The sequence below is a fragment of the Geothrix sp. PMB-07 genome (genome assembly GCF_030758935.1).
GTDB lineage: Bacteria > Acidobacteriota > Holophagae > Holophagales > Holophagaceae > Geothrix.
This window is the reverse complement of record NZ_CP132333.1, coordinates 1560118-1581052: the sequence shown is the minus strand read 5'-3', so window position 1 is coordinate 1581052 and position 20935 is coordinate 1560118. Positions and strand designations below refer to the sequence as shown.

At 68.3% G+C, this 20935-nt stretch carries 17 protein-coding genes; 5 read left to right on the top strand and 12 right to left on the bottom strand.

Annotated elements, in window-relative coordinates:
• The 5 genes from Q9293_RS06990 to Q9293_RS06970 all read right to left on the bottom strand — a co-directional run bounded on the left by Q9293_RS06990 (position 1) and on the right by Q9293_RS06970 (position 4449).
• Positions 1-732, bottom strand: a complete 732-nt coding sequence (locus tag Q9293_RS06990) for a penicillin-binding transpeptidase domain-containing protein (protein ID WP_306251404.1) — start codon at positions 730-732, stop codon at positions 1-3.
• A gap of 5 nt (positions 733-737) precedes the next feature.
• Positions 738-1676, bottom strand: coding sequence for a divergent polysaccharide deacetylase family protein (locus tag Q9293_RS06985; RefSeq protein ID WP_306251402.1), 939 nt, complete (start codon positions 1674-1676; stop codon positions 738-740).
• Positions 1676-2878 (bottom strand): S41 family peptidase, encoded by a 1203-nt coding sequence (locus tag Q9293_RS06980; RefSeq protein ID WP_306251400.1) that lies wholly within the window; start codon positions 2876-2878, stop codon positions 1676-1678. Before Q9293_RS06980 ends, Q9293_RS06985 begins: the two co-directional genes overlap by 1 nt.
• A 72-nt stretch (positions 2879-2950) precedes the next feature.
• On the bottom strand, positions 2951-3268 hold the full coding sequence (locus tag Q9293_RS06975; RefSeq protein WP_306251398.1) for a flagellar basal body rod C-terminal domain-containing protein: 318 nt from the start codon (positions 3266-3268) through the stop codon (positions 2951-2953).
• A gap of 53 nt (positions 3269-3321) precedes the next feature.
• Entirely contained in the window at positions 3322-4449 is a 1128-nt protein-coding gene (locus tag Q9293_RS06970) for a D-alanine--D-alanine ligase family protein (protein ID WP_306251395.1), read from the bottom strand.
• A gap of 107 nt (positions 4450-4556) precedes the next feature.
• On the opposite strand from Q9293_RS06970, the gene coaD reads away from it, so the two are divergent.
• The gene (gene coaD, locus Q9293_RS06965; protein ID WP_306251393.1) at positions 4557-5039 is read left to right on the top strand and encodes a pantetheine-phosphate adenylyltransferase; all 483 of its coding nucleotides are present in this window, start codon (positions 4557-4559) and stop codon (positions 5037-5039) included.
• A gap of 76 nt (positions 5040-5115) precedes the next feature.
• Positions 5116-8151 (top strand): ATP-binding protein, encoded by a 3036-nt coding sequence (locus Q9293_RS06960; protein WP_306251391.1) that lies wholly within the window; start codon positions 5116-5118, stop codon positions 8149-8151.
• Positions 8152-8158: 7 nt separating this feature from the next.
• Here the strand turns inward: Q9293_RS06960 and Q9293_RS06955 are convergent, their stop codons facing one another.
• The 4 genes from Q9293_RS06955 to Q9293_RS06940 all read right to left on the bottom strand — a co-directional run bounded on the left by Q9293_RS06955 (position 8159) and on the right by Q9293_RS06940 (position 11837).
• On the bottom strand, positions 8159-9235 hold the full coding sequence (locus tag Q9293_RS06955; RefSeq protein WP_306251389.1) for a tetratricopeptide repeat protein: 1077 nt from the start codon (positions 9233-9235) through the stop codon (positions 8159-8161).
• Positions 9232-10077 (bottom strand): tetratricopeptide repeat protein, encoded by an 846-nt coding sequence (locus Q9293_RS06950; protein ID WP_306251387.1) that lies wholly within the window; start codon positions 10075-10077, stop codon positions 9232-9234. The genes Q9293_RS06955 and Q9293_RS06950 overlap by 4 nt, the downstream gene beginning before the upstream one ends.
• A gap of 26 nt (positions 10078-10103) precedes the next feature.
• Positions 10104-11204 carry a hypothetical protein gene (locus Q9293_RS06945; protein ID WP_306251385.1) on the bottom strand — a complete coding sequence of 367 codons (1101 nt, stop codon included), beginning with the start codon at positions 11202-11204 and terminating at the stop codon, positions 10104-10106.
• A gap of 117 nt (positions 11205-11321) precedes the next feature.
• The gene (locus Q9293_RS06940) at positions 11322-11837 is read right to left on the bottom strand and encodes a helix-turn-helix domain-containing protein (RefSeq protein WP_306251384.1); all 516 of its coding nucleotides are present in this window, start codon (positions 11835-11837) and stop codon (positions 11322-11324) included.
• 58 nt (positions 11838-11895) lie between these two features.
• Between Q9293_RS06940 and Q9293_RS06935 the strand changes: the two genes are divergently transcribed.
• Complete coding sequence (locus Q9293_RS06935) at positions 11896-14919, top strand: serine/threonine-protein kinase (protein WP_306251382.1); 3024 nt, start codon at positions 11896-11898, stop codon at positions 14917-14919.
• Here the strand turns inward: Q9293_RS06935 and recG are convergent.
• The 3 genes from recG to Q9293_RS06920 all read right to left on the bottom strand — a co-directional run bounded on the left by recG (position 14912) and on the right by Q9293_RS06920 (position 19135).
• Positions 14912-16993 carry an ATP-dependent DNA helicase RecG gene (recG, locus tag Q9293_RS06930; protein ID WP_306251379.1) on the bottom strand — a complete coding sequence of 694 codons (2082 nt, stop codon included), beginning with the start codon at positions 16991-16993 and terminating at the stop codon, positions 14912-14914. The genes Q9293_RS06935 and recG overlap by 8 nt on opposite strands.
• Before the next feature lie 50 nt (positions 16994-17043).
• Positions 17044-17832, bottom strand: a complete 789-nt coding sequence (locus Q9293_RS06925) for a VOC family protein (protein WP_306251377.1) — start codon at positions 17830-17832, stop codon at positions 17044-17046.
• Between the two features lie 94 nt (positions 17833-17926).
• Positions 17927-19135: a PLP-dependent aspartate aminotransferase family protein gene (locus Q9293_RS06920; protein ID WP_306251375.1), complete on the bottom strand. Its 1209-nt coding sequence runs from the start codon at positions 19133-19135 to the stop codon at positions 17927-17929.
• 77 nt (positions 19136-19212) lie between these two features.
• Here Q9293_RS06920 and Q9293_RS06915 point away from each other — a divergent pair, with 77 nt between their 5' ends.
• Together Q9293_RS06915 and purT are read left to right on the top strand one after the other, a co-directional pair.
• Entirely contained in the window at positions 19213-19686 is a 474-nt protein-coding gene (locus Q9293_RS06915) for an Lrp/AsnC family transcriptional regulator (RefSeq protein ID WP_306251373.1), read from the top strand.
• 65 nt (positions 19687-19751) lie between these two features.
• On the top strand, positions 19752-20933 hold the full coding sequence (gene purT, locus Q9293_RS06910; RefSeq protein ID WP_306251371.1) for a formate-dependent phosphoribosylglycinamide formyltransferase: 1182 nt from the start codon (positions 19752-19754) through the stop codon (positions 20931-20933).
• The last annotated feature ends 2 nt before the right edge of the window (positions 20934-20935 follow it).

The window sequence follows — 20935 nt, the reverse complement described above, 5'->3', positions numbered from 1 at the left end:
CTACCGGATTTCACCGCTGAGGAGAGCCCTGAGACGCCGCTCGGCTTCGGTGCCGGTGGCCCCCTTCCCTTTCAAGAGGATCACCATCCAACGAGCAGACCCTTCCCGCGAGGCCTGGCAGACAAACCAACCGAGCTCCTGCCCGGTGGCGCCGGTCTTGCCTTGGATCGCCCAATCGCCGGCCCCGGTGCGCAGGGAGGCCGCGCGGACCGCCTCGAGATGCTCGGCCTTCACCGGCAGGGCCTCGGTGTAGAAGCGCCGGATCCACCGCAGCTGCTGCTCGGCCGTGATCCGCATGCCGCCCGTGAGCCAGAAGCCATCGAGCGGTTCCAGCGTTCCTGTGGCGGGATAGCCCAGCTTCGCCAGCCCGGCAGCCATTCGCTCCGGCCCGATGGCGCGGGCGGTCTGGCGGAAGTAGCTCACACAGGACACGCGAATGGCCTCGGCGAGATCCAGTTCCCCATGGCTGCTGTGGCATTCCTGTGCGTTGCAGCGCTTCCGGTTCTCCCGCAAGGTGATCACGCCCGTGTCCAGGGCGATGAGGGCATGGGGCAGCTTGAAGGTGGAACAGGGCAGGAAGGCGTCCGAGGCCTTCAGGGCATGGGACCAGCGCTGGGCAGAGACGCCGCGATCCAGCAACAGCACGTAATCGAAGGGCGCCAAGGCCCTGGCCACCTGGGCCTCGGTCCAATCCTGTCCGAAGGCCACGACCGAAGAGAGGAGCAGGAGCACGCGCCTCACTTGACCAGCTGCCCCGCCGTCACGAAACGCACCTGCCCCTTGGTGCGGGGCACCAGCTTCTCCAGGGCCTCCACGGTTTCCGGGTAGATGTGGCCGATGACCAGCACCGAGCCCTCCTTCGCCGCCAACTTCAGCGCCCGGTCCCACTGCTTCTCCATTTCGGGGAAGGCCTTGTCGTCATCCAGGAAGACCTTCCGCTGCACGGCCGGAACGCCCATCTGTTCGGCCACGTCGTAGGCCACGCTGTCCTTCTCGGTGCGGCTATCCACGAAGAAGCATTTCCACGCCTTGATCTCCTGCAGCACCCACCCCATGCGGGTTCGGTCCGGCGTGATGCGGCTGCCCATGTGGTTGTTCACACCGACGCGATGGGGAATCTCATCCAGCGCCATGCGCACACGGCGGCGGATCTCGGTTTCCTGAAGGTTGTAGAGGATCGCGTAGGGCCCAGGATCCCGGCCCGGCCCGGGATACCCCACGGGCTCCATGGGCAGATGCAGCATCACTTCCTTGCCCAGCCGGTGGGCGATGTCAGCGCTCTCCCGAGTGTGTTCCTGGTAGGGCAGCACCGCCACGCTGAAGGGAATGGATAGGCTGCAGAGACGGGTCACCACTTCCGGCTGCATGTAGCCCAGATCGTCGATGACGAGGGCGAAGCGGGGCAGCGGGTGCTCCGGCTCCTGGCTCGGCACCCGGGGCGCATCAGGGCTGGCTTTCGTCGCTTCGGGACTGGGTTTCGGCTTGGACTCCGGCTGCTTTTTCTCCGGCTTTTTCGATTCAGGTCGGGGCGCTGTGTCTCGCTTGGCGGGGGCCTCCCGCCGGTTGCAGCCTTGCTGGCCCAGCACCACACCCACGCCCAGCCCCAGCCCCAGCATGAGCAGGGCCCAGCCCACCAAGGCCAGGGTGGAAGCGCCTTTCCGCTTGCCAGCAGCCATTAGTGGAGGGGCTTCGGAGCGGGCTCAGCTTTCGATGCGCCGCCAGCTTCAGAAGCCTGACCCGCGGTCTTGGGCGGCGCGGCCAGGGCCGTCATTACCCTGGCGAGGGCATCCTCGCTGTCCGCCATGCGCAGCACCTGATCCGGGATGATGCCCTGCCGATCCAGCTTCTCACCGCCCAGGCCGATCCAGCGCTTGGACACCAGTTCCACGGCCCCGCCCTGCTTCAGGGGGAAACGGGACCGTTCCACGCCGAGGCCGGGTGTCCGCTCACCGAAGGTCTTGGCGCCGCCCTTCTTGAGGCAGGAAGCCAAGACTTCCGGGGCCCCGAGGGTGGAGCGTCCGGTGAGAAGCAGCAGACGGGCGAAGGGCGTGCCTTGGCCCACCACGGGTACCTGGCGCTCGGGCTTGCCAGCCTCCTGCAGGGTGGCGAAGGTACCCGTGGCACCCAGCAGACCCGCCACCGCGGCGGCCTCTTCCATGGCGCCCTTCTGGCACTGACGCAGGTCGAGCAGCAAGGTCTGGGAGCGATCAGCCGCCGCCAGCAGCTTCTTCAATTCCTCAGCGCGACCCGGGGCCAGATCCGGCAGCGAGGCCATGAGGGCGCCCTGCCCCTGCTTGATGGCCACGGCACCTGGGCTCAGGCGCTGGCGCACCACGGTGGTTTTGGTGAGGTCGCCATTGGCGTTGTAGCGGTAGAGGTCCAGCGACGAGCCTTCAGGGCCGTGCATCTTGCGCTCCAGGGACCAGGCGCTGAGGTAGCCCACGGAATCCCCATCCACCTTGCGGATGACGTCACCGGGCTGGATGCCGGCTTTTGCGGCGGGTCCGCCGGGCGTCACCGCCACGACCGTGGCGTAGATGTTTCGCTTGACCACCACCAAGCCGGCCTCGGCTGGCCCAGGGTCCGGCAGGCGAAGGTCCTCGGCGGTCAGGTAGGCGTTCAGGGGGTGGGACCGCTCCAGCACGGCCTGCACACCACCTGACACCACCTTCTCCATGTCGGGCGGATCGACGTAATTCTGCTGCACGAGGGAAAGCACATCTTGGATGTCGGACAGTCCCGCCAGGGGATCCTGGGGCGCGGCCTTGGCCCCGGCCTGCGGCTGAGGTTTCGGAGGGTTGCCCTGCTGCATCACCGGCACGGTGAAAGCGGCCACCAGGGGAAGCGACAGAACCGAGAGCCAGGTGCGTGCGTGCATGGAAACAGTCTACGAGGAAACCGCTCGAAGGCTTCCAGCTATCGCCCGATGTCGCTGAAGGGTCCGGAATCCTTAGGCCTTCAAGTCCAGAGTCGCCTTCGTCAGCTCATCCTGGGATTTAAGGACCTTCAGATTGGCTTTGTACATCAGGTCAAAGCCCATGCCCTGCACCGTTTCAGTGGCGAGATCGACATTCGAGCCTTCGGGGCCGGCGGGTGTGGGGTCTTCTGAGACACCCGACACCCGCACCCCCCCCGAGGCTTCAGCCACCAGGTCTGCGCGCTTAGCCTTGTATCCGCCAGACAACTGGTTGGCCACGTTGTTGGCCTGCACAGCCAATCCAGCGCTGGAAGCGCGAAGACCGGAGAGTGCGATGCCTGCAACGTCCATGGGGAATCTATCGGCGGCTTTCCGATCCGACTTGACTAAAAAAATCTGGGAAATTAACCCTTCTGGAACCACGTACTGCCGGATTGGAACCCCTTCTGTTTGGCCGCAGTCTGGGCATGCCTGGCCAGGGCCAGATCGATGAGACGGGTGAGCAGGGTGGCGTAGGGCACGCCGCTGGCGGCCATCATCTTGGGATACATGGAAATGCTGGTGAAGCCGGGAATGAAGTTGAGCTCGTTGAGAAAGATCCGCCCGGTGAGCCGCTCCAAAAAGAAATCCACCCGCGCCATGCCGTAGCCATCCGAGGCGGCGAAGGCCTTCGCCGCCAGCTTGCGAACCAGGTCCGTCAGTTCTTCGGGGATCTGGGCGGGGATCTCCGTACGGCTTTTGCCGTGGAGGTATTTGTCCTCGAACGTGTAGAACTCGTCGGCCACGATGACTTCGCCGGGCTGGGACACCAGCGGTTCATCCCCGCCGAGGACCGCCACCTCGATTTCACGGATGTCGAGCCCCTGCTCCACCAGCACACGGCGGTCGAAGGTGAAAGCCCGGTCCAGGGCGCCAGGAAGATCCTCGGCACGCTTGACCTTCTCCACGCCGATGCTGCTGCCCAGGTTGGCGGGCTTCACGAACAGGGGCAGGCCCAGCTTCCCGCAATCCACCAGGCATGCGGCTTGTTCCCGGTTCCAACGTTCCTCGGTGAGCCCCACGTAGGGCACCACCGGCAACCCCTCGGATTCCCACAGCCGCTTGGTGATCCACTTGTCCATGCCCGCGGCCATGGCCAGCAGACCGGCACCGGTGTAGGGGCGGTGAAGCAGTTCCAGGTAACCCTGGATCTGGCCATCCTCACCGCCGGCGCCATGGAGGGCATTGAAGAAGAGATCCGGCAAGGCCAGCGCTTCAGCGCCCCTTTCCAGCGGAAGGAAGGGATGGTCGCTGCGCTCTGGCAGTTCGCCCGCAGCCAGCCGGGCGAAGGGGTCGCCATTGACCGCCCAAACGCCATTCCGCGCAATGCCCATGGGCCGCACCAAGAACCGTGCGGGATCCAGATGCTCCGCGATGGCCCGCGCCGTGACAATGGAGACTTCGTGCTCGGGGGATTCCCCGCCGAAGAGCAGACCAACGCTCAGTGGCCCGCCCGGTTGCTTGCCCAGTTGCTTGCTTGGCTGCTCGCTCATGCAACCACTGTACTCCCAAGCGCCCCCGCGCAAAACCAGTGGGCTGGAACACTGTGACACCGGCGCCGCATCCGGTGCGCTAGGCTAGGATCCTTCCCGGAGTTCCCGTGCGGACGGCCATTTATCCAGGCTCCTTTGATCCCGTGACCCTCGGCCACTGGGACATCATCCAACGGGCGGAAAAGCTCGTGGACAAGCTGGTGGTGGCGGTCCTCTACAACCCCTCGAAAAGCCCGGCCTTCAGTGTCGAGGAAAGGGTGGCCATGCTGCGGGAACTCGTGGGGGACCGGCCCAACATCGTCATCACCAGCTTCCACGGCCTGCTGGTGGACTTCGCGAAGTCCCAAGGTGCCCAGTTCATTGTGCGAGGCGTGCGCGCCTTCAGCGATTTCGAGTACGAATTCCAGATGGCCCTCATGAACCGCAAGCTGGCGCCGGAACTGGAAACGGTCTTCCTCATGCCCAAAGAGAAATACAGCGCCGTAAGCAGCCGCCTGGTGAGGGAAATCGGCAGCATGGGCGGCAACCTGGCCGACCTGGTGCCTGATACCCTCCGGGAACGCATCGCGGGAAGGCTTCAGAAACCCTGAGTGACAGGCTCGCCCCAACTCGAAAACTGGAGCCTGAGGCAGCCCCGCCCGATTAGAATGAATGGGTTCTCCTCCAATGATGTTGCGCGCCCTGGCCCTTCTTTGCCTTCTGTCCATGCCTCCCCTGAAGGCCCAGGCGGCAGGGGTGTTTCCCGTCCGGCGCTATGGCACGGAGCAGGGGCTCGGCAGCGAGGTGGTCTCCTCCATGGTCCAGGATCATGAGGGGCAGCTTTGGGTGGGTACCGAGGGCGGACTATCCACCTTCGATGGTCGCCAATTCTTGCCCTACTCTGGGGCCTTGGCGCCGGGCTTCATCCTGAACCTGTCCGTGGATCTGGATGGCGCCGTCTGGGTGTCGACAGACGGCGGCCTCACCCGCATCAGCCACGGCCGCTCACGGATCTTCACGGAAGCCGACGGCATTCCCCAGGGGGCCGTACAGGAGGTGGCCCGGGACGCCGAAGGGCACCTCTGGGCCCTCACCTCCCAGGGCATCCGGGTGGAGCATGCCCCCAAGGGCTTCACCGTTCCCACGCCCTGGCCTGGCCAGGAACTGCCGGCGCACCTGTTCGCGGACCCCTCCTTGTCCGGAGCCTGGGCCATCACGTCCCGCACCATCTGGCATTGGCAGGAGAACCACTGGGAGCCCCTGGCATCCCCTCAATTCGCACCGGGCGAAATCCTGCTCGACATCGCTGTGGATGGCGACCGCGATCTCTGGGTGCGAACCAGCAGCTCCCTCTGGCGGCTTCCCGGCGGCGAAGGTTCGGGCTGGATCGGGCGGCGCATGGCAGGCGGCTACAGCCACATCTCCAGGCTGAGCCGGGATCGGCAGGGCTGGGTCTGGGTGGATGCCGCCGAAGGCCTCTCCCGGGTGAGGGGGGACCGCCGCGAACCCTTTGGCCACGCCCAGGATGATGCCCGGGGGGGCATCGTCGATCAGGAGGGCGGCTTCTGGCTGCGCACCGACAAGGGCGTGCTGCGGATCCTGGGCCAGACCCGCTGGCGCTCCTATGGCCCCCAGGACGGCCTGCCCCTCGATACCACTTGGCAGATGCTCCGCGATCACCAGAACCGCCTCTGGGTGGCCATGGACGCAGGGCTCTGGATGCTGGATGGGGCCCGGTTCCAACGGGTGCTGCCGGGCCGCTTCCTGACCTTGGCCCTGGCCGAAGATGGCACCCTTTGGGCCACAGGCAGTCCCGGGGGAACCGTTCATACGGTGGACACGAAGACCCTGGCAACCAAGGCGCTTCGCATCGAGCCTCTGCCCGTGGCGCGCATCAGCGCGGGCGTGGCCGTGGATGCCGACGGGCTGCCCTGGGTGGTCAACGAGCAGGGGCATCCAGTTCGTGGCATGCGCGATGGCCGAAACTGGATGTGGACACCCATGCCCACGCCCGGTGCGGCACTTCGCGGGGTGCGCAGTCTGATGGCCTTGCCAGGCGGCGGCATCCTCATGCTCCATGATCAATCCGCGTCCTTCTGGCACAGCGGGGCTTGGCATCCGGTACCCGACCTGTTGCCGGATCTCCCCTGGGTGGCCGCGGTGGATGCAACGGGCAAGCTCGTCATCGCCTACAAGAACCGCAGCGCCCTGACAGTGCATCGGCTGAAAAACGGCACCATCACCCGCACCGCGACCCTGGCGCTCACCGATGCCGGGACCAACCTCGTCTTTTATGGCGTGGCCCTGGAGCAAAGTCGCATCTGGCTGGGCACCGCCCGGGGCCTCGGGTACCTGGATGGGGATGACCCCAGCACCTTCCGCATGCTGGGCACCGAGGACCGCATCATCAGCCCTGAGTGCGACGAGAACGCCATTCTGGTGGAACCGGGCCGAGTCTGGCTCGGCACCCCCGCGGGCCTCGTGAGCCATGATCCCATGCCCCTGCCCCGCCACCCCGACCTGCGCGCCCCCCTGCTGCTCTCGGCGCGCAGCGGCGGCCGACTGTTGGATTTGCTGGAGCCGGTGCCTGAACTGGCCCGCGAGTTCAACGAGCTGGAAGTGCGCTTCATGGTTCCCAACTACCAGGTCAAAGACACCATCTCTTACGCGGCGAAACTGTCCGGGGTGGACTCAGATTGGGTGCGACTCGAGACACCCCATCTGCGCTACGCAGGCATTCCGGCGGGACCGCATGTGTTGGAGCTTCGTGCCCTCACCCGGCAGGGCGATCCGGGCCCGGTGACGCGATTCGAGTTCAGAGTGCGTCCCGCCTGGTGGGAGCGGTGGTGGGTCCGTACCCTGGGAATCCTAGGCCTCATGGGCCTCGTGGGCTTGGCTGTGAAGCTTCGCCAGGCCAGCCTCGAGCGGCGCAACCGCGAGCTGATGGAGGAAGTGGCGCGACAAACCTCTGCGCCTCTGGCCGCGTCCCGAGCCAAGAGCGCCTTCCTGGCGAACATGAGCCACGAACTGCGGACTCCCCTCAACGCGATTCTTCTCTACTCAGAGCTTCTCCAGGAGGACACGAAAGATCCTGCCTTGGCGGGTCTCCGGAAAGACGCGGTGAAGATCCAGGGCGCCGGGAGGCACCTCCTCAGCCTCATCGACGACATCCTCGACATGTCGAAAATCGAAGCAGGCCATATGCGCATGGACCTCCGCGATTTCGAGCTGGGGCCGTTCTTCGAGGATCTCGACGCCACCGTGCGGCCCCTGGTTGAGAAGAATCGAAATCAGTTCGACATCGAGGCCCAAGATGCACCCGGGCACTTCCACTCCGATCCCACCCGCCTGCGCCAGATCCTCGTCAACCTGCTCAGCAATTCGGCCAAGTTCACGACGAACGGACACGTCCAGGTCAGGGCCTGGTCCGAGGATGGACACCTTCTGGCCAGCGTTCAGGATGATGGCATCGGCATGAGCTCCGAACAGCAGGCCGTGGTCTTCGACGAGTTCGTGCAGGCCGACGAGAACACCACGCGGAAGTTCGGCGGCACCGGCCTGGGCCTCACCCTCGTCAAGAAGTTCACCGATCTGCTGGGCGGCACCATCGCCCTGGAGTCTTCACCAGGCGTGGGCACCACCTTCACCCTGAGGATCCCTCCCACGCCACCTCAGGTCCGTGCGGCTCCGGAGCAGGACAGCGCGAACTCGGCCGCCCACTGAGGCGGGATCAGCGGTTTCGGAGCCTCACGATGTCCTGCAGCGCCTTGCGGCTGGGGGCATCGCCCTGCTCCGCGGCCTGGGTGTACCAGAACTCGGCTTCGTTCAGATCCGGCTCCGTGCCCACCCCACTCGCATGCATGAAGCCCAGCGAATACTGGGCATCCACCTGCCCCTGGCGCGCGGCCTTCTGGAACCAGCCCATCGCCACTTTGAAGGCCTCCCAGCCCTCCACCCCGCCCCGCTCCTTGAGGTGCATGGCCCCGAGGTTGTACTGGGCCAGGGCCAGGCCCTGATTCGCGGCCTGTGTGAACCAGGCTTGGGCCTGGCGGTCGTCGCGAGGCATGCCCTCCCCGAAATAGAAGTGCTCTCCCAGCGCCTCCTGGGCCCCCGCGCTGCCCCGTTCCGCGGCGGACCGCAGCAGGGCCGCGGCCTTGATGGGATCCTTGGGCAGGCCCTTGCCCGCCTCCAGCAGGATGCTCAGCAGGTACTGGGCATCGGCGTGACCGCGCGCCGCGGCCTTCTGGATCCAGCCGGCGCCGGCCACCGCATCTCCCGCCCCATCCTCGGCGAACAGCAGTTGGATGCCCAGGTCGATCTGGCTGGCGGGATCGCCCCCCTCTGCGGCCCGGCGCACCCAATGCCGGGCCTGGGTTTCGTCTTTGGGAACCTGGAAGCCGTTCTTGTCGCGGTAGCCATTCGCATACACCCAGGCCAGGGCCGTCTGGGCTTCCAGGTCGCCCTGTTCCGCCTTGGCGCGGACCTTCGCCAGCTTCTGCTCCACCGTGAGCTGGGGTTCCGGCGCCCGGGCCTGGAAGCGCTGGGCCAGGGAACTCAAGGTGCCCGCCAGCAGGCCCAGGGGCGCGGTGGGATCCGACGCGGCCGAAGCCCCGGAGAGGCCATGCCGGCTCCGGGCATCCTCCAGGGCCTGCTGCTGGTTGGCCCGTTCGCGCTGCCGCTCGGCGGAGAGTCGCTGCTCGTAGTAGATCTTGGAGCCGCGCTCGCCCAGGTGGCTGTAGTAGGTCTGGCGCACCTGGGCGCCCACGGGCAGCGCCGCCGCCAGGCTCAGCAGGAGCAGCCGCCTCACCGTCGCGCCTTGGCGGCCTTCATGGCCTTCAGCTGTTCCAGGTTGTTGCGGGACACCTGGTCTCCCTGGGCCGCCGCCTTCTTCCACCAGTATTCGGCGCGCACCAGGTCCTGGGACGTCCCCGTGCCGGTGGCGTAGCAGTAGCCCACCTTCTGCTGGGCCGAGGCCAGCCCCTTTTCAGCGGCCTTGCTGAAGCAGTCGAAGGCCATGGAGGCGTTCTTCGCCGTGCCCAGGCCCTCCTCATGGTGCAGCCCCAGGTTCAGCAGCGCGGTGGGAAAGCCCTGCTGGGCCGAGCGGCGGAACCAGACCACCGCTTCGGAGGCATCCTTGGGCAGCCCGCCCTTCCCCTGCTGGTAGGCCCAGCCCACGCGGTACTGCGCATCCGCATCGCCCCCCTCGGCGGCCTTGCGGTACCAGCGCACCGCCTCCACCAGATCCTTGCCGAGGCCCCCGTCGCCGAACTCGTAGAGTTGGCCCAGGGATTTCTCCGCCGGGTGGTAGGCCTGCTCCGCGGCGGCGCGCACCAGGGCCACGCCCGCCTTCTCATCCTTCGCCACGCCCCGCCCGTTCAGGATCAGCACGCCCAGGTTGTACTGGCAGGCGGAGTGTTTCTGCTCGGCGCCCTTGCGCCACCAGCTGGCCGCTTCCGCCTCGTTCACGGGCATGCCTGCGCCCTCGTGGTGGCGCAGCCCCAACACGAACTGCGCATCGGCGCGACCCGCGGTGGCCAGCGCGGTGAGGGTCTCGAGGGGCGTGCTGCCATCGATCTTGGCGGCCGGATCTGGCGCCTGGGCCGTCAGGCAGAGGGCGGGCAACACGAACAGGGCGTGATGGGTCTTCATGGTTTCTCCGGATGAGGGGATGAGTGTCAGCGCTTGACGAGGTCCACCAGCTTCTTCTGCGCCCCATCGAGCAGGTCCAGCGCGCGGGTCGCGAAGAGGTCGGGTTCGGCGATGACCACCTCGCCCACCAGTTCCTTGGTGCTCTTCACCGACAGGTGGTCGCCCAACCCACGGAGGGGCTGATCCAGGGTCACCACCACATCGCCATCCTTGGCGGCCACCACCTTGCCCTGCTTGGCAGCGGACTGCCCCCTGCCCTCGGGCGTGCGGAAGGCGAGGCGCGTCTGCCAGGCCTTCAGACCCAGCACCGCGACGGCGCTGCCCGAGGTGATGGTGGTGGCGCCCTTGTCGGTATAGAGCAGGTTGCTGTAGTCGTGGGTGGCCTTCAGATCGAGGTCGCCGATCGTCACCACCAGGTGGGCCTTGAGCACATGGGCCTTCAGGGCCTTGGCCAGCTTCACCTCCAGGTCAGGCACGCCATAGACCGAGCCCGCCAGCGAGAATTTGGGGCCACCCGGCGTGCTGCTGCCCCCGGCGAAGGGAATCTTCTTGATCCAGCCGGGACGGTAGGTCTTTGGCTCGCCGCTGTTGAAGTACTCGCCCAGCTCTTTCGCATAGGGCATGTAGGGCGGCAGGCTGTCCGGAGCCACCAGCAGGGTGTCGCCGTCCCCGTTGTAGAAGCGGGCACTGTTGGCATAGCCCGCCTCCTTGAGCAGCGCCTTGTAGGCCTCCTGGCCCACCACCTCGGCCTCGGGCACCACCTCGAAACCGGCGGCGGCCAGTTCCGCCTGCAGGCGGCTGTAGAGGGTGTTCGCCAGCCGATGGGTCAACTCGGGATCCAGGTCCATCTGCAGGTAGCCCGTCTCCGTGGTCTTGTCGTGGCGCAGCAGGCCGCCGAGGCCGTACTTCGCCAGGTCCTTCCCCAGGCCGCCGGTGCCGATGGTCTTGCCCACCGAGGCCTGGAAGGACACCACGAGCTGCGAAATGGCCACGCGCCGGGTGGTGCCCAGGGGCGCCGGGGTGGAATCCGTGAACACCGCCTTGGGGGGCGCTGACGCCTCGTCGGCAGCCAGGGGGGCGAGGAGGATCAGGCCCGCCAGCAGCGGGCGTGCGAAGGCACACGTCATGGAAGGCTCCTTGAAAGCAGGGCACGGGAAGAACGGGAATGGGCAGAAACCGGTGAAGCTCACCCCAAGGATGAGCTCGGTTCAAAAAATGTCAATTACATATTTTGAAATATGGAGCTACTCCACCACCAACCATACGCGGCGACCCGCCTGGGTGGCCTTGAGCAGGTGGGCCAGGGCCTCCTGGAACTCCAGGCCCCGTCCCTGTCCGCTGGGAGCATCCACCAGCGTGATGGGGTGTTGCCCCGGAGCCGGCAGGTCCAGGTTCAGGCCCCCGCGTTTCCCCCGCTCCACAGGCGGATCGGGAAGGTGGAAGCCCTCGCCCGTCTCCAGGGCCGTGGGGGAAAGCCCGAACACCTGGGCCAGGGCCGCCAGCGCGGCGCCCGAGGGCTTGGCCTTGTCCCGCTCCCAGTTGGAGATGATGGCTTGGTCCGTGTTCACGGCCTGGCTCAGGTCGCTCTGGGTCCAGCCGCGGTGCCAGCGCAGCTTCTTGATGCGGTCGCCCAGGGACCGGGGGTCGAAGTCGGAGGCGTTGCTGGAATCGTAGGGACCGCGGGTGACCATGGCCCTGACGATACCAAACTGGCCCTTCTTCGCGACGGGGGATGCCGCGGGAAGGTTAACCTGGAGCATCCCCCATGGCCCCCGACCCGCAGCCCTCTTCCTGCTTCGATGATCCCCCCCACCAGGGATGGAGGGCCGCCGTATCGGCAAATACCTGGTGCAGGCCAGTCTGGGTGAAGGCGGCATGGGAAGGGTCTACCAGGCCCTCGACGCCACCCTGGGGAGGGTGGTCGCGCTGAAGCTGGTGCAGCACGGCAGCCATGACGCCATGGTGCGGCTCCTGCTGGAGGCCCAGGCCCTGGCCCGGGTGGAGCACCCCCACATCTGCCGCATCTACGAGGTGGGCGAGCACGAGGGCCTGCCCTTCATCGCCATGCAGCGCGTCGAAGGCGAGACGCTGCAGGAGGCTTCCGCCCGGCTCGGCCAGCGGGAGAAGATCGGCCTGATCCGGACCGTGGCCGAAGCCATCCATGCCGCCCACCGGCTGGGCCTGGTGCATCGTGACCTGAAGCCCGCGAACATCATGGTGACCCGCGATGCCGACGGCGCCCTGCAACCCGTGGTCCTGGACTTCGGGCTGGTGCGGGATGTGGAGGGCCCGGACCTCACCCTGACGGGCATGCCCATGGGCACCCCGGCCTACATGTCGCCCGAGCAGGCCGAAGGCGAATCGGCCCGGGTGGACCGGCGGTCGGATGTGTTCAGCCTAGGGGCCACGCTCTACGAGCTGCTGCTCGGACGTCCCCCTTTCGAGGGGCAGAACCCCATGGACACCCTGCGGCGCTTGTCCGATGGGGAAGCGGTGGCACCCCGCAGTTTGGACCCCGCCCTGCCCCGGGACCTGGACACCATCCTGCTCACCTGCCTCGAACGGAACCCGGCCCGGCGCTACGACACCGCCAAGGCCCTGGCCGAGGACCTGGGCCGGTTCCTGGAGGGCGAGCCCATCGCGGCCAAGCGCGGCACCTGGCTGGCCAAGTGGGTGCGCCGGGCCCGCCGCCACCCGCTGCTGACGGCCAGCCTGGGCGCCGTGCTGCTGCTGCTGCTCACCCTGGCAGGCCTCATCGCCCGCAACCGCATGGCACTGGAGCGCACCTCCCGGGTGGCGGCCCAGATGGGCGCGGTGTCCCGGGAAGTGGAAACCCGCATGCGCTTGGCCTACCTCCTGCCCGCCCACTCCCTGGCCCCGGACAAGGCCCAGGTACGGGCGCGCATGGCGGAAGTGCAGGCCCTCACCGCGCAGCTGCCGGAGGCCTCCACGGGCCCCGCCTACCATGCCCTGGGCCGCGGCCACATGGCCCTGGGGGAGTGGGGCGCGGCGCGCCAGAATCTGGAGCGGGCCTGGGCCCTGGGGCATCGCACGGCCGAGTCGGCACTCTCCCTGGGCCTCGTGCAGGCGGAGCTCTACCAGCGGCGCCTCCGGGTGGTGGCCCAGCTCAAGGATCCCGCCACCCGCACCCTCGAGCGGGAAAAGCTCCACCGGGAGCTGCGCGATCCCGCCTTCGCGCACCTGCAGGCGGGCAAGGGCGCGAGCCCCGCCCCCGCCCACATCGAGGCCCTCATCCTGTGGCTGCAGGGAAACGCGGAGGGCGCCCTGCGCCAGGCGGAACTCGCCCTGCGTCAGTCCCCGGCGGCCTACGAGGCCAGCCTGCTGGCCGGGGCCATCCACCAGCAGCGCTACGTCGAGGCCATCGAGGCCAAGGACTGGCCCGCCAGCGAAGCCGAAGAAGCCGCCATCCAGGCCAGCTATGAAGCCGCGGCCGCCGTGGGTCGCTGCGATCCCCGGGCCCTCGAGGGCCTGGCCTGCCGCCTCATCTTCTCCCACAACGACCGGGGCGTGTACCGCGACCAGGAGGTGGACCACCTGCTGGAGGACACCGCCGCGATCACCCGCCGCCTGCTGGAGCTCGACGCCGAAAGCGCCCGCGGCCACTGCTGCCAGGCCTACGTGCTGTGGCGCCGCGCCCAGGGCCCCACGGACAACCGCCAGGCCATCGAAGAGGCGCGCCTCGCCACCCGCTTCGACCCGGATGATGACTACGGCTGGGTGCTGCTGGCGGCCACGCTGTCCCGGGCCGTGGACCACCAGTGGCAGGCCGGGCAGGATCCCGAAGCCGCCATCCAGGAAAGCGTGGCCGCCAGCGAGGCCCTGCTGCGCCTGGTGCCCAGGGGCAGCCACCACGGCCTCATCGCCCTGGAGAAGCTGACCAAGGCCAAGCTCCGCCGCTACCAGTACCGCTTGGAGGCGGGCCGCCCCGATCCCCGCGACGAGGCCGAGGCCCAGCGGGCCACGGAGGAGGCTCTGCACCTGGAGCCCCAGTACCAGTTCTTCGAGCAGATGGCCGCCTGGTTCCACCTCCACCGGGCCTGGCAGGCCATGGGCGAGGGGCGCGATCCCGAAGCCGACCTGGAGGCCATCCTGGCGCTCAGCCGCCGCACCGAAGCCGCGAGCACCTTCGCCGCCCGGCGCCTCGACCTGCGCGTCTGGGCCCTCCTGGCCCGGGCAGAGCACCGCCTCCGCCGACGGGAGGATCCCCGGGAACCCCTGTCGGATCTGGAGCGGAGCCTCCAGGAGGGGGAGCGCCTGGGCGGTGGGGCCAAGCTCCAGGTCTACGCCGCCAAGGTGGCACTGTTGCAGGCCCAGTGGGATCACGCCCAGGGGCACTCACCCGTCGCGTCCCTGGACCGCGCCGCAGCCCTCGCCCGCGGCCTGGCTCGCGCCGCCAGTGGCAAAGGCGTGGCCGCTTGGCGGGCGCAGGCGCCCCTGCTGCAGGCCGAGGTCGCGCTGCGCCGGGTGGAATGCCAGCTCGGACATGCTCAAACGGCAGCGGCGCCGCTCTGGCCGTCCCAGGGCTGGCTCAGCCAGACGGCCCGCCCCGTGGCGCCGTCCCGAAGCCTCCAGCAGGCCCTGGCCACTGCCGCCTCCGTCTGGACGCCAGGGCCGGATCTGGACTTCGAGCGGCCCGGCACCCGGGCCAGCCTTCTCGCCTCCCTGCACTTGCTGCAAGCCACGCTGGCAAGGGATGCCGCGCGCTGGGACCAGGCCACGCAGGAGCTGGATCGGCTGGCCCGGCGCGATACCCTGCTCGCCACCTTCCTGAGGCCCGCCCGACCGCCTGCCAGCGGAGCGAAGGGGGATCCGCTCAGCTGATCTCCGCCAGCTTCAGGCGTGCGTGCTCCCGATTCAGCCAGTCCCGCTGGGCCTCGCTTAGCCCCTGGGCCACGGCCCGGTCTGCGGCCTCGCGGCAGCGCAGGAGCAGGGTGCGATCGCGCACCAAGTCGGCCACCTGGAACTGGGGCAGGCCTGCCTGCCGCACGCCGAAAAACTCCCCGGGGCCGCGCAGTTCCAGATCCCGCTGGGCGATGCGGAAGCCATCCTGGGTCTCCACCAACGTTTGCAGCCGCTCGGTCTCGGAGCCGCTGATCATCAGGAAGTGGCTGCGGTGGGCGCCGCGGCCGACCCGGCCGCGCAGCTGGTGCAGCTGGCTGAGGCCGAAGCGCTCGGCGTGATCCACCACCATCACGGTGGCGTTGGGCACATCTACGCCCACCTCGATCACGGTCGTGGCGAGCAGGATGCGCGCCTCGCCCGAGACGAAGCGCGCCATGCGAGCCGCCATGTCGTCGGCCTTCAGGCGGCCGTGGACAACTTCCAGCGCTTCGTCGGGGAAGATGGCCCGCAGCAGGGCCTCCATGGCCTGGATGTCGCGGAGCTGCACCTTGCCCTCATCCGAGGGGTCGATGCTGGGGCTCACCACGAAGGCCTGGCGTCCCTCGGCCAGTTCGCGGCGCACCAGCTCCCAGGCCCGCTCGGCCAGGTCGGGTTTGAACAGGCGGCTGGTGATGGGCTGGCGGCCGGGCGGCAGCTCATCCAGCACGCTCTGGTCCAGGTCGCCGAACACGGCCAGGGCCAGGGAGCGCGGGATGGGCGTGGCGCTCATCACCAGCCAGTGGGGATCGCCGCCCTTCTCCTTCAGGGCCTCGCGCTGCTTCACGCCGAAGCGGTGCTGCTCGTCCACCACCACCAGCTGCAGCCGATGGAAGGCCACGGCTTCCTGGAAGAGGGCGTGGGTGCCGATGACGTAGCGCGCCTCGCCGCTGGCGATGCGGGCCAGGGCGGCCCGCTTTTCGGCTGCCCGCATGCCGCCCAGCAGCAGCTGCATGGCCTCGGCATCCGCGCCGAGGTAGCGCTGGAAGCTGGCAGCGTGCTGGCGGGCCAGCACTTCCGTGGGCACGAGCAGGGCGCCCTGCCCGCCGGTCTCGGCCACCATGGCCATCGAAAGCAGCGCCACCAGCGTCTTGCCGCTGCCCACATCGCCCTGGAGGAGGCGGTTCATCACGCGGCCCGAGGTGAGGTCGTCCACGATCTCCTTGAACGAGCGCCGCTGGGCCCCGGTGAGCCGGAAGGGCAGGAAGGCCCGCAGCCGCTCCCGCAGCTCGGGCGAGGTGGGCACCACCAGGCCCCGCCGCTTCAGGCGCCCGGCCCGGCGCAGGGCCACGCCCAGGGAAAAGGCGAAGAGTTCTTCGGTGGCCAGCCGTCGGTGGGCCGGTGTGGTGCCCTCCTCCAGCGCCTGGGCCTCGCTGCTGTCCGGCGGCTCGTGCAGCAGGCGCAGGGCCGTCAGGGTGTCGGGCAGATCCTGCGACAGGTCCAGGGGCAGCCAGTCCTCGCCCAGGTGGGCCCGGCCCAGGGCCTCGACCACCAGCTTCTGCCGCACCCGGCCAGTGAGGGGGCCGAGCCGGCGGTAGAGGGGCAGGTAGCGACTCACCCAGCCGATATCGCCGCTGCGCTCCATGAGCTCGAACTGGGGGCCCCGCATCTCCAGGCCGTGCCGGCCCAGGAAGAGGTTGCCGAAGACCAGCAGGCGGTCGCCCACCTTGAGCGAGCGGCCCAGGTAGGGCTGGTTGAACCAGACGAGGCGCAGGCTGCCGGTCTCGTCCGCCAGCAGCACTTCCGTGAGCGCCATGCGCTGCACGTGGGTGGTGCTCTGACGCAGGTCCTGGATGGTGCCCAGCACCGTGACGAGGCCCGGATCCGCCTCGAAGCCCCGCATCTCCAGGCTGCCCAAGGGCCGCAGGCTGCCCCGGTCCACGTAGCGGTACGGCAGGCTCCACAGCAGGTCGCGCAGGCTGTCGATGCCCGCCTCCTGCAGCGCCGCCGCCCGCGCCGGGCCCAGGCCACGGAGCACCGTGACCTTGGACGACAGGGGAAGCGGCGCGAAGGACATGCCTCCAGACTAGCGGGGTCGGCCTCCGAGACGCAGGCCCGCAGCGGGCTTCAGTCCAGTCCCCTCATCAGGGAGATCACGCCCCCCGTGGGATCGGCAATGACGGCGAAGCGGCCCACCTCGGGGATGTCGGTCGGGGGCACGCACCCGGTTCCGCCCAGCCCGGGCACCGCCGCGAAGCGCTCGTCCACATCGTTGACGCCCACATAGGGCATCCAGTGGTTGGGGATGCCCTCCCACTCGGGCCCCGCCATGGGCATGAGGCCCGCCACCGCCTCTTCGCCGCGCAGGAACAGGGTGTAGATGCCGAAGTCCATGGGCCACTCGCGGGTGGTCCAACCGAAGAGCTGGGTATAGAAGGCGATGGAGGCCGCCACCTCCCGGGTGGTGAGCTCGTACCAGCAGAAGGCGCCATGGCCGGTGGGCATGGGCCGGGAGGGGCCCGGCCTCGGAGCCTCCTCGAAGAGCCCCAGCACGGCGCCGCCGGGATCGCCGATGACCGCGAAGCGCCCCGCCTCGGGAACCGTAGTGGGCGGCACGAAGGGTGCGGCCCCCAGCTCCTTGGCCCGGGCGAAGGTGGCGTCCAGATCCTGCACCCACACGTAGCCCATCCAGTGGCTGCGGGGCGTCCCGGAGGCCATCGGGGGAATCTGCATCAGGGTGCCCATCTCATCCGCGCCGCGCTTGAACAGCGTCATGGGCAGGCCGCCCAGGTCCTTGTGGTCGGCAGACCAGCCGAAGAGGCTGAGGTAGAAGGGCTCGCAGGCTGCCGCATCACTGGCGTTCAGCTGACTCCAGCAGAAGGTGCCAAAGCCGGTGGGCATGGGTTTGTCCGCCATGGGGTCTCCTTATGTCAGGGGAAGGGCCCCCAGCATAAGCCCAGGGCCGCCCCGTTCCCAGAGCGGCCCTGCTCCTTTTTCATGACTTGGAGTGTCAGACGTGGGCGGCGACCTTGGCCATGGCCTTGACCAGGGCCTGTTCCAGATCGGCCCAGAGGTCCTCGGGGTTCTCGAGGCCCACGGAGAGCCGCATCAGGGACTGGGAGATGCCGCTGTGCTCGCGGGCATCAGGGTTCACCACGCGGTGCGTGAGCGCGGCCGGGTGCTGGATGAGCGTGTCGACACTGCCCAGGGACACGGCGGGCGTCATGAGCTTCACTTCGGACATGACCACCGAGGCCGCCTCGAAACCACCCACCACCTCGAAGGCCATGAGGGAGCCGGGGCCCTTCATCTGGCGGCCCAGCAGGCCCTTGGGGTCCTGGCCGGGGAGGCCGGGGAAGTGCACGGCGGAGATGGCCGGGTGCTTGGCCAGGCGCTCGGCCAGGATCTGGGCGCCCGCCTGCTGGCTGCGCACGCGCATGGGCAGAGTGGGCATGCTGCGGTGCAGCAGGTAGGCGGCCAGGGGATGCAGCACGTTGCCCGTGATGACGCGCACCTTGCGCAGCTCCACGGCCCACTCGTGGTTGGTGGCCACCAGGCCCGCCAGCACATCGCCGTGGCCACCGAGGAACTTCGTGGCGCTGTGGAGGACCAGGGTGGCGCCCTGGGCAATGGGGTTCTGGAGCACCGGCGTGGCAAAGGTGTTGTCCACCAGCACGGGCACCTTGCCGGCCTGGCGGATCACGTCATCCAAGTCGAGCAGTGCCAGCGTCGGGTTGGCGGGGGTCTCCACGATCACCATGGCGGTGTCGGGGCGGAGCGCGGCCGTGATGCCATCGGCTTCGGCCCAGGTCACTTCCAGGCCCAGCATGCCCGAGGCCAGCAGGTGGTCGGTGCCGCCGTAGAGTGGGCGCACGGCCACGATGTGGTTGCCGCGGGTCTTGGCGGCCATGAGGGCCGCGGTGACGGCGGCCATGCCCGAACCAAAGGCCACGCACTCCTCGGCGCCCTCCAGCTGCGCCAGGGCCTGCTCGTAGCGGGCGACGGTGGGGTTGTAGAGGCGCGAGTAGACGGGGCTGCCGATGGGCAGGCCACCCATGGCCATGGCCTCCAGGCTGCGCCCGCCCTCGTCCAGGTCCTGCACGGGATAGGTGCTGCTGAGGTCGATGGGCATGGCGTGGATGCCCTGCTCGTGCAGCACCTCGCGGCCCGCGTGAACGGCCTGGGTTTCCAGCGACAGGGAAGCGGACGGATGGGTCATGGATGTTCTCCTGGGCCCAATGTAGGTTCGACACATTCGGTCATCAGCCGAATTGATTTCGTGAAACAATGCCTCATATGGAACTCGACCGAATTGATTTCGTTCTGATCGAGCATTTACAGAAGGATGCTCGGCTGTCCAACAAGGAACTCGCGGCGGCCGTGGGTCTCGCCCCATCCTCCTGCCTGGCCCGCGTGCAGCGCCTGCGAATGGAAGGTGTGATCAAAGGCGCCCACGCCGAGGTGGATCCCGACGCCCTGGGCGTGGGCCTTCAGGCCCTCATCGCCGTGCAGCTGCGCCAGCACAGCCGCGCCCAGGTGAAGGCCTTCTGGAAACACGTCATGGGCCTGCCCGAGGTGCTCTCGGCCTTTCACGTGGCTGGCACCCACGATTTCCAAGTGCACGTGGCCGTGCGCGACGCGCACCACCTGCGCGACCTGGCCCTGGATGCCTTCACCACCCGCCCCGAAGTGGCCCACATCCAGACCAGCCTCATCTTCGAGTGTGCCAAGGGCAAGGTGATGCCGAACTACCGGAGGACGAAGAGCTGACCGGGGCGCGAGCGCCCGGCTCAAGCCGCGGATTCCAGGGCAGAATGGGGCCTTTCGGGACTTCCATGACCACCCTCGGCACGCCCCTCTCCAGCTCCGCCACGCGCGTCCTGCTCCTCGGCTCCGGCGAGTTGGGCAAGGAAGTGGCCATCGAGCTCCAGCGGCTGGGCTGCGAGGTCATCGCCTGCGACCGCTACCCGAACGCCCCCGCCATGCAGGTGGCCCATCGCAGCCATGTGTTTTCCATGTTGGATGCGGCTGAACTTCGCCGGATCGTCACGCTGGAGAAACCCCACCTCATCGTGCCTGAGATCGAGGCCATCGCCACCCAGGAGCTGCTGAAGCTGGAGGCCGAGGGATACACCGTGATCCCCTCCGCTCGAGCCGCCAACCTCACCATGAACCGCGAGGGCATCCGGCGCTTCGCGGCAGAGGAGCTGGGATTGCCCACGTCTCCCTACCGGTTCGTCTCCACCGAGGCCGAATTGCGCGAGGCGGTGCAGGCCCTGGGCCTGCCCTGCGTGGTGAAGCCCATCATGTCCAGCTCCGGCAAAGGCCAGAGTGTCATCAAGAGTGAGGCCCAGATCGACGCGGCCTGGGCCACTGCCCAGGAGGGTGGCCGCACCGGAGCCGGACGCTGCATCGTGGAGGGATTCGTTGCCTTCGACTACGAGATCACGACCCTGACCGTGTCCGCCGTGAACGGCATCCAGTGCTGCCCGCCCATCGGACACATTCAGATCGACGGCGACTACCGCGAGAGCTGGCAGCCCATGCCCATGAGCGAGGCCACCTGGCTCAAGGCCCAGGCCATCGCCCAGCAGGTGGTGCAGGGCCTCGGCGGCCACGGCATCTTCGGCGTGGAGCTGTTCATCCGTGGCGAGGAGGTCATCTTCAGCGAAGTGAGTCCGCGCCCCCACGACACGGGCCTGGTGACCCTGGGCAGCCAGAACATGAGTGAATTCGCCCTGCACGCTCGCGCCATCCTGGGCCTACCGGTCCCGCCCGTGCGCCTGCTCTCGCCCGCCGCCAGCGTGCCGCTGCTGGGGCACGGCGACGGGGTTCCCGCCTTCCACGGCCTGGAGCAGGCCCTGGTCCTTCCGGACAGCCAGGTGCGGCTGTTCGGAAAGCCCGAGTGCAAGGGCCACCGGCGTCTGGCCGTGGCCATCGCCGCGGCGGCAAACCTGGAGGAAGCCCGGCGCAACGCCAAGGCCATGGCCACTGCCATCACCATTGAGCTGCAGTAGGC

Bases quoted from the DNA above. Each gene is read 5' to 3' on its own strand.
- Q9293_RS06985 (WP_306251402.1), bottom strand. From the start codon at position 1,676: ATGGCTGCTGGCAAGCGGAAAGGCGCTTCCACCCTGGCCTTGGTGGGC.
- Q9293_RS06980 (WP_306251400.1), bottom strand. From the start codon at position 2,878: ATGCACGCACGCACCTGGCTCTCGGTTCTGTCGCTTCCCCTGGTGGCC.
- Q9293_RS06975 (WP_306251398.1), bottom strand. From the start codon at position 3,268: ATGGACGTTGCAGGCATCGCACTCTCCGGTCTTCGCGCTTCCAGCGCT.
- Q9293_RS06970 (WP_306251395.1), bottom strand. From the start codon at position 4,449: ATGAGCGAGCAGCCAAGCAAGCAACTGGGCAAGCAACCGGGCGGGCCA.
- Q9293_RS06960 (WP_306251391.1), top strand. From the start codon at position 5,116: ATGATGTTGCGCGCCCTGGCCCTTCTTTGCCTTCTGTCCATGCCTCCC.
- Q9293_RS06950 (WP_306251387.1), bottom strand. From the start codon at position 10,077: ATGAAGACCCATCACGCCCTGTTCGTGTTGCCCGCCCTCTGCCTGACG.
- Q9293_RS06945 (WP_306251385.1), bottom strand. From the start codon at position 11,204: ATGACGTGTGCCTTCGCACGCCCGCTGCTGGCGGGCCTGATCCTCCTC.
- Q9293_RS06940 (WP_306251384.1), bottom strand. From the start codon at position 11,837: ATGCTCCAGGTTAACCTTCCCGCGGCATCCCCCGTCGCGAAGAAGGGC.
- Q9293_RS06935 (WP_306251382.1), top strand. From the start codon at position 11,896: ATGGAGGGCCGCCGTATCGGCAAATACCTGGTGCAGGCCAGTCTGGGT.
- recG (WP_306251379.1), bottom strand. From the start codon at position 16,993: ATGTCCTTCGCGCCGCTTCCCCTGTCGTCCAAGGTCACGGTGCTCCGT.
- Q9293_RS06925 (WP_306251377.1), bottom strand. From the start codon at position 17,832: ATGGCGGACAAACCCATGCCCACCGGCTTTGGCACCTTCTGCTGGAGT.
- Q9293_RS06920 (WP_306251375.1), bottom strand. From the start codon at position 19,135: ATGACCCATCCGTCCGCTTCCCTGTCGCTGGAAACCCAGGCCGTTCAC.
- Q9293_RS06915 (WP_306251373.1), top strand. From the start codon at position 19,213: ATGGAACTCGACCGAATTGATTTCGTTCTGATCGAGCATTTACAGAAG.
- purT (WP_306251371.1), top strand. From the start codon at position 19,752: ATGACCACCCTCGGCACGCCCCTCTCCAGCTCCGCCACGCGCGTCCTG.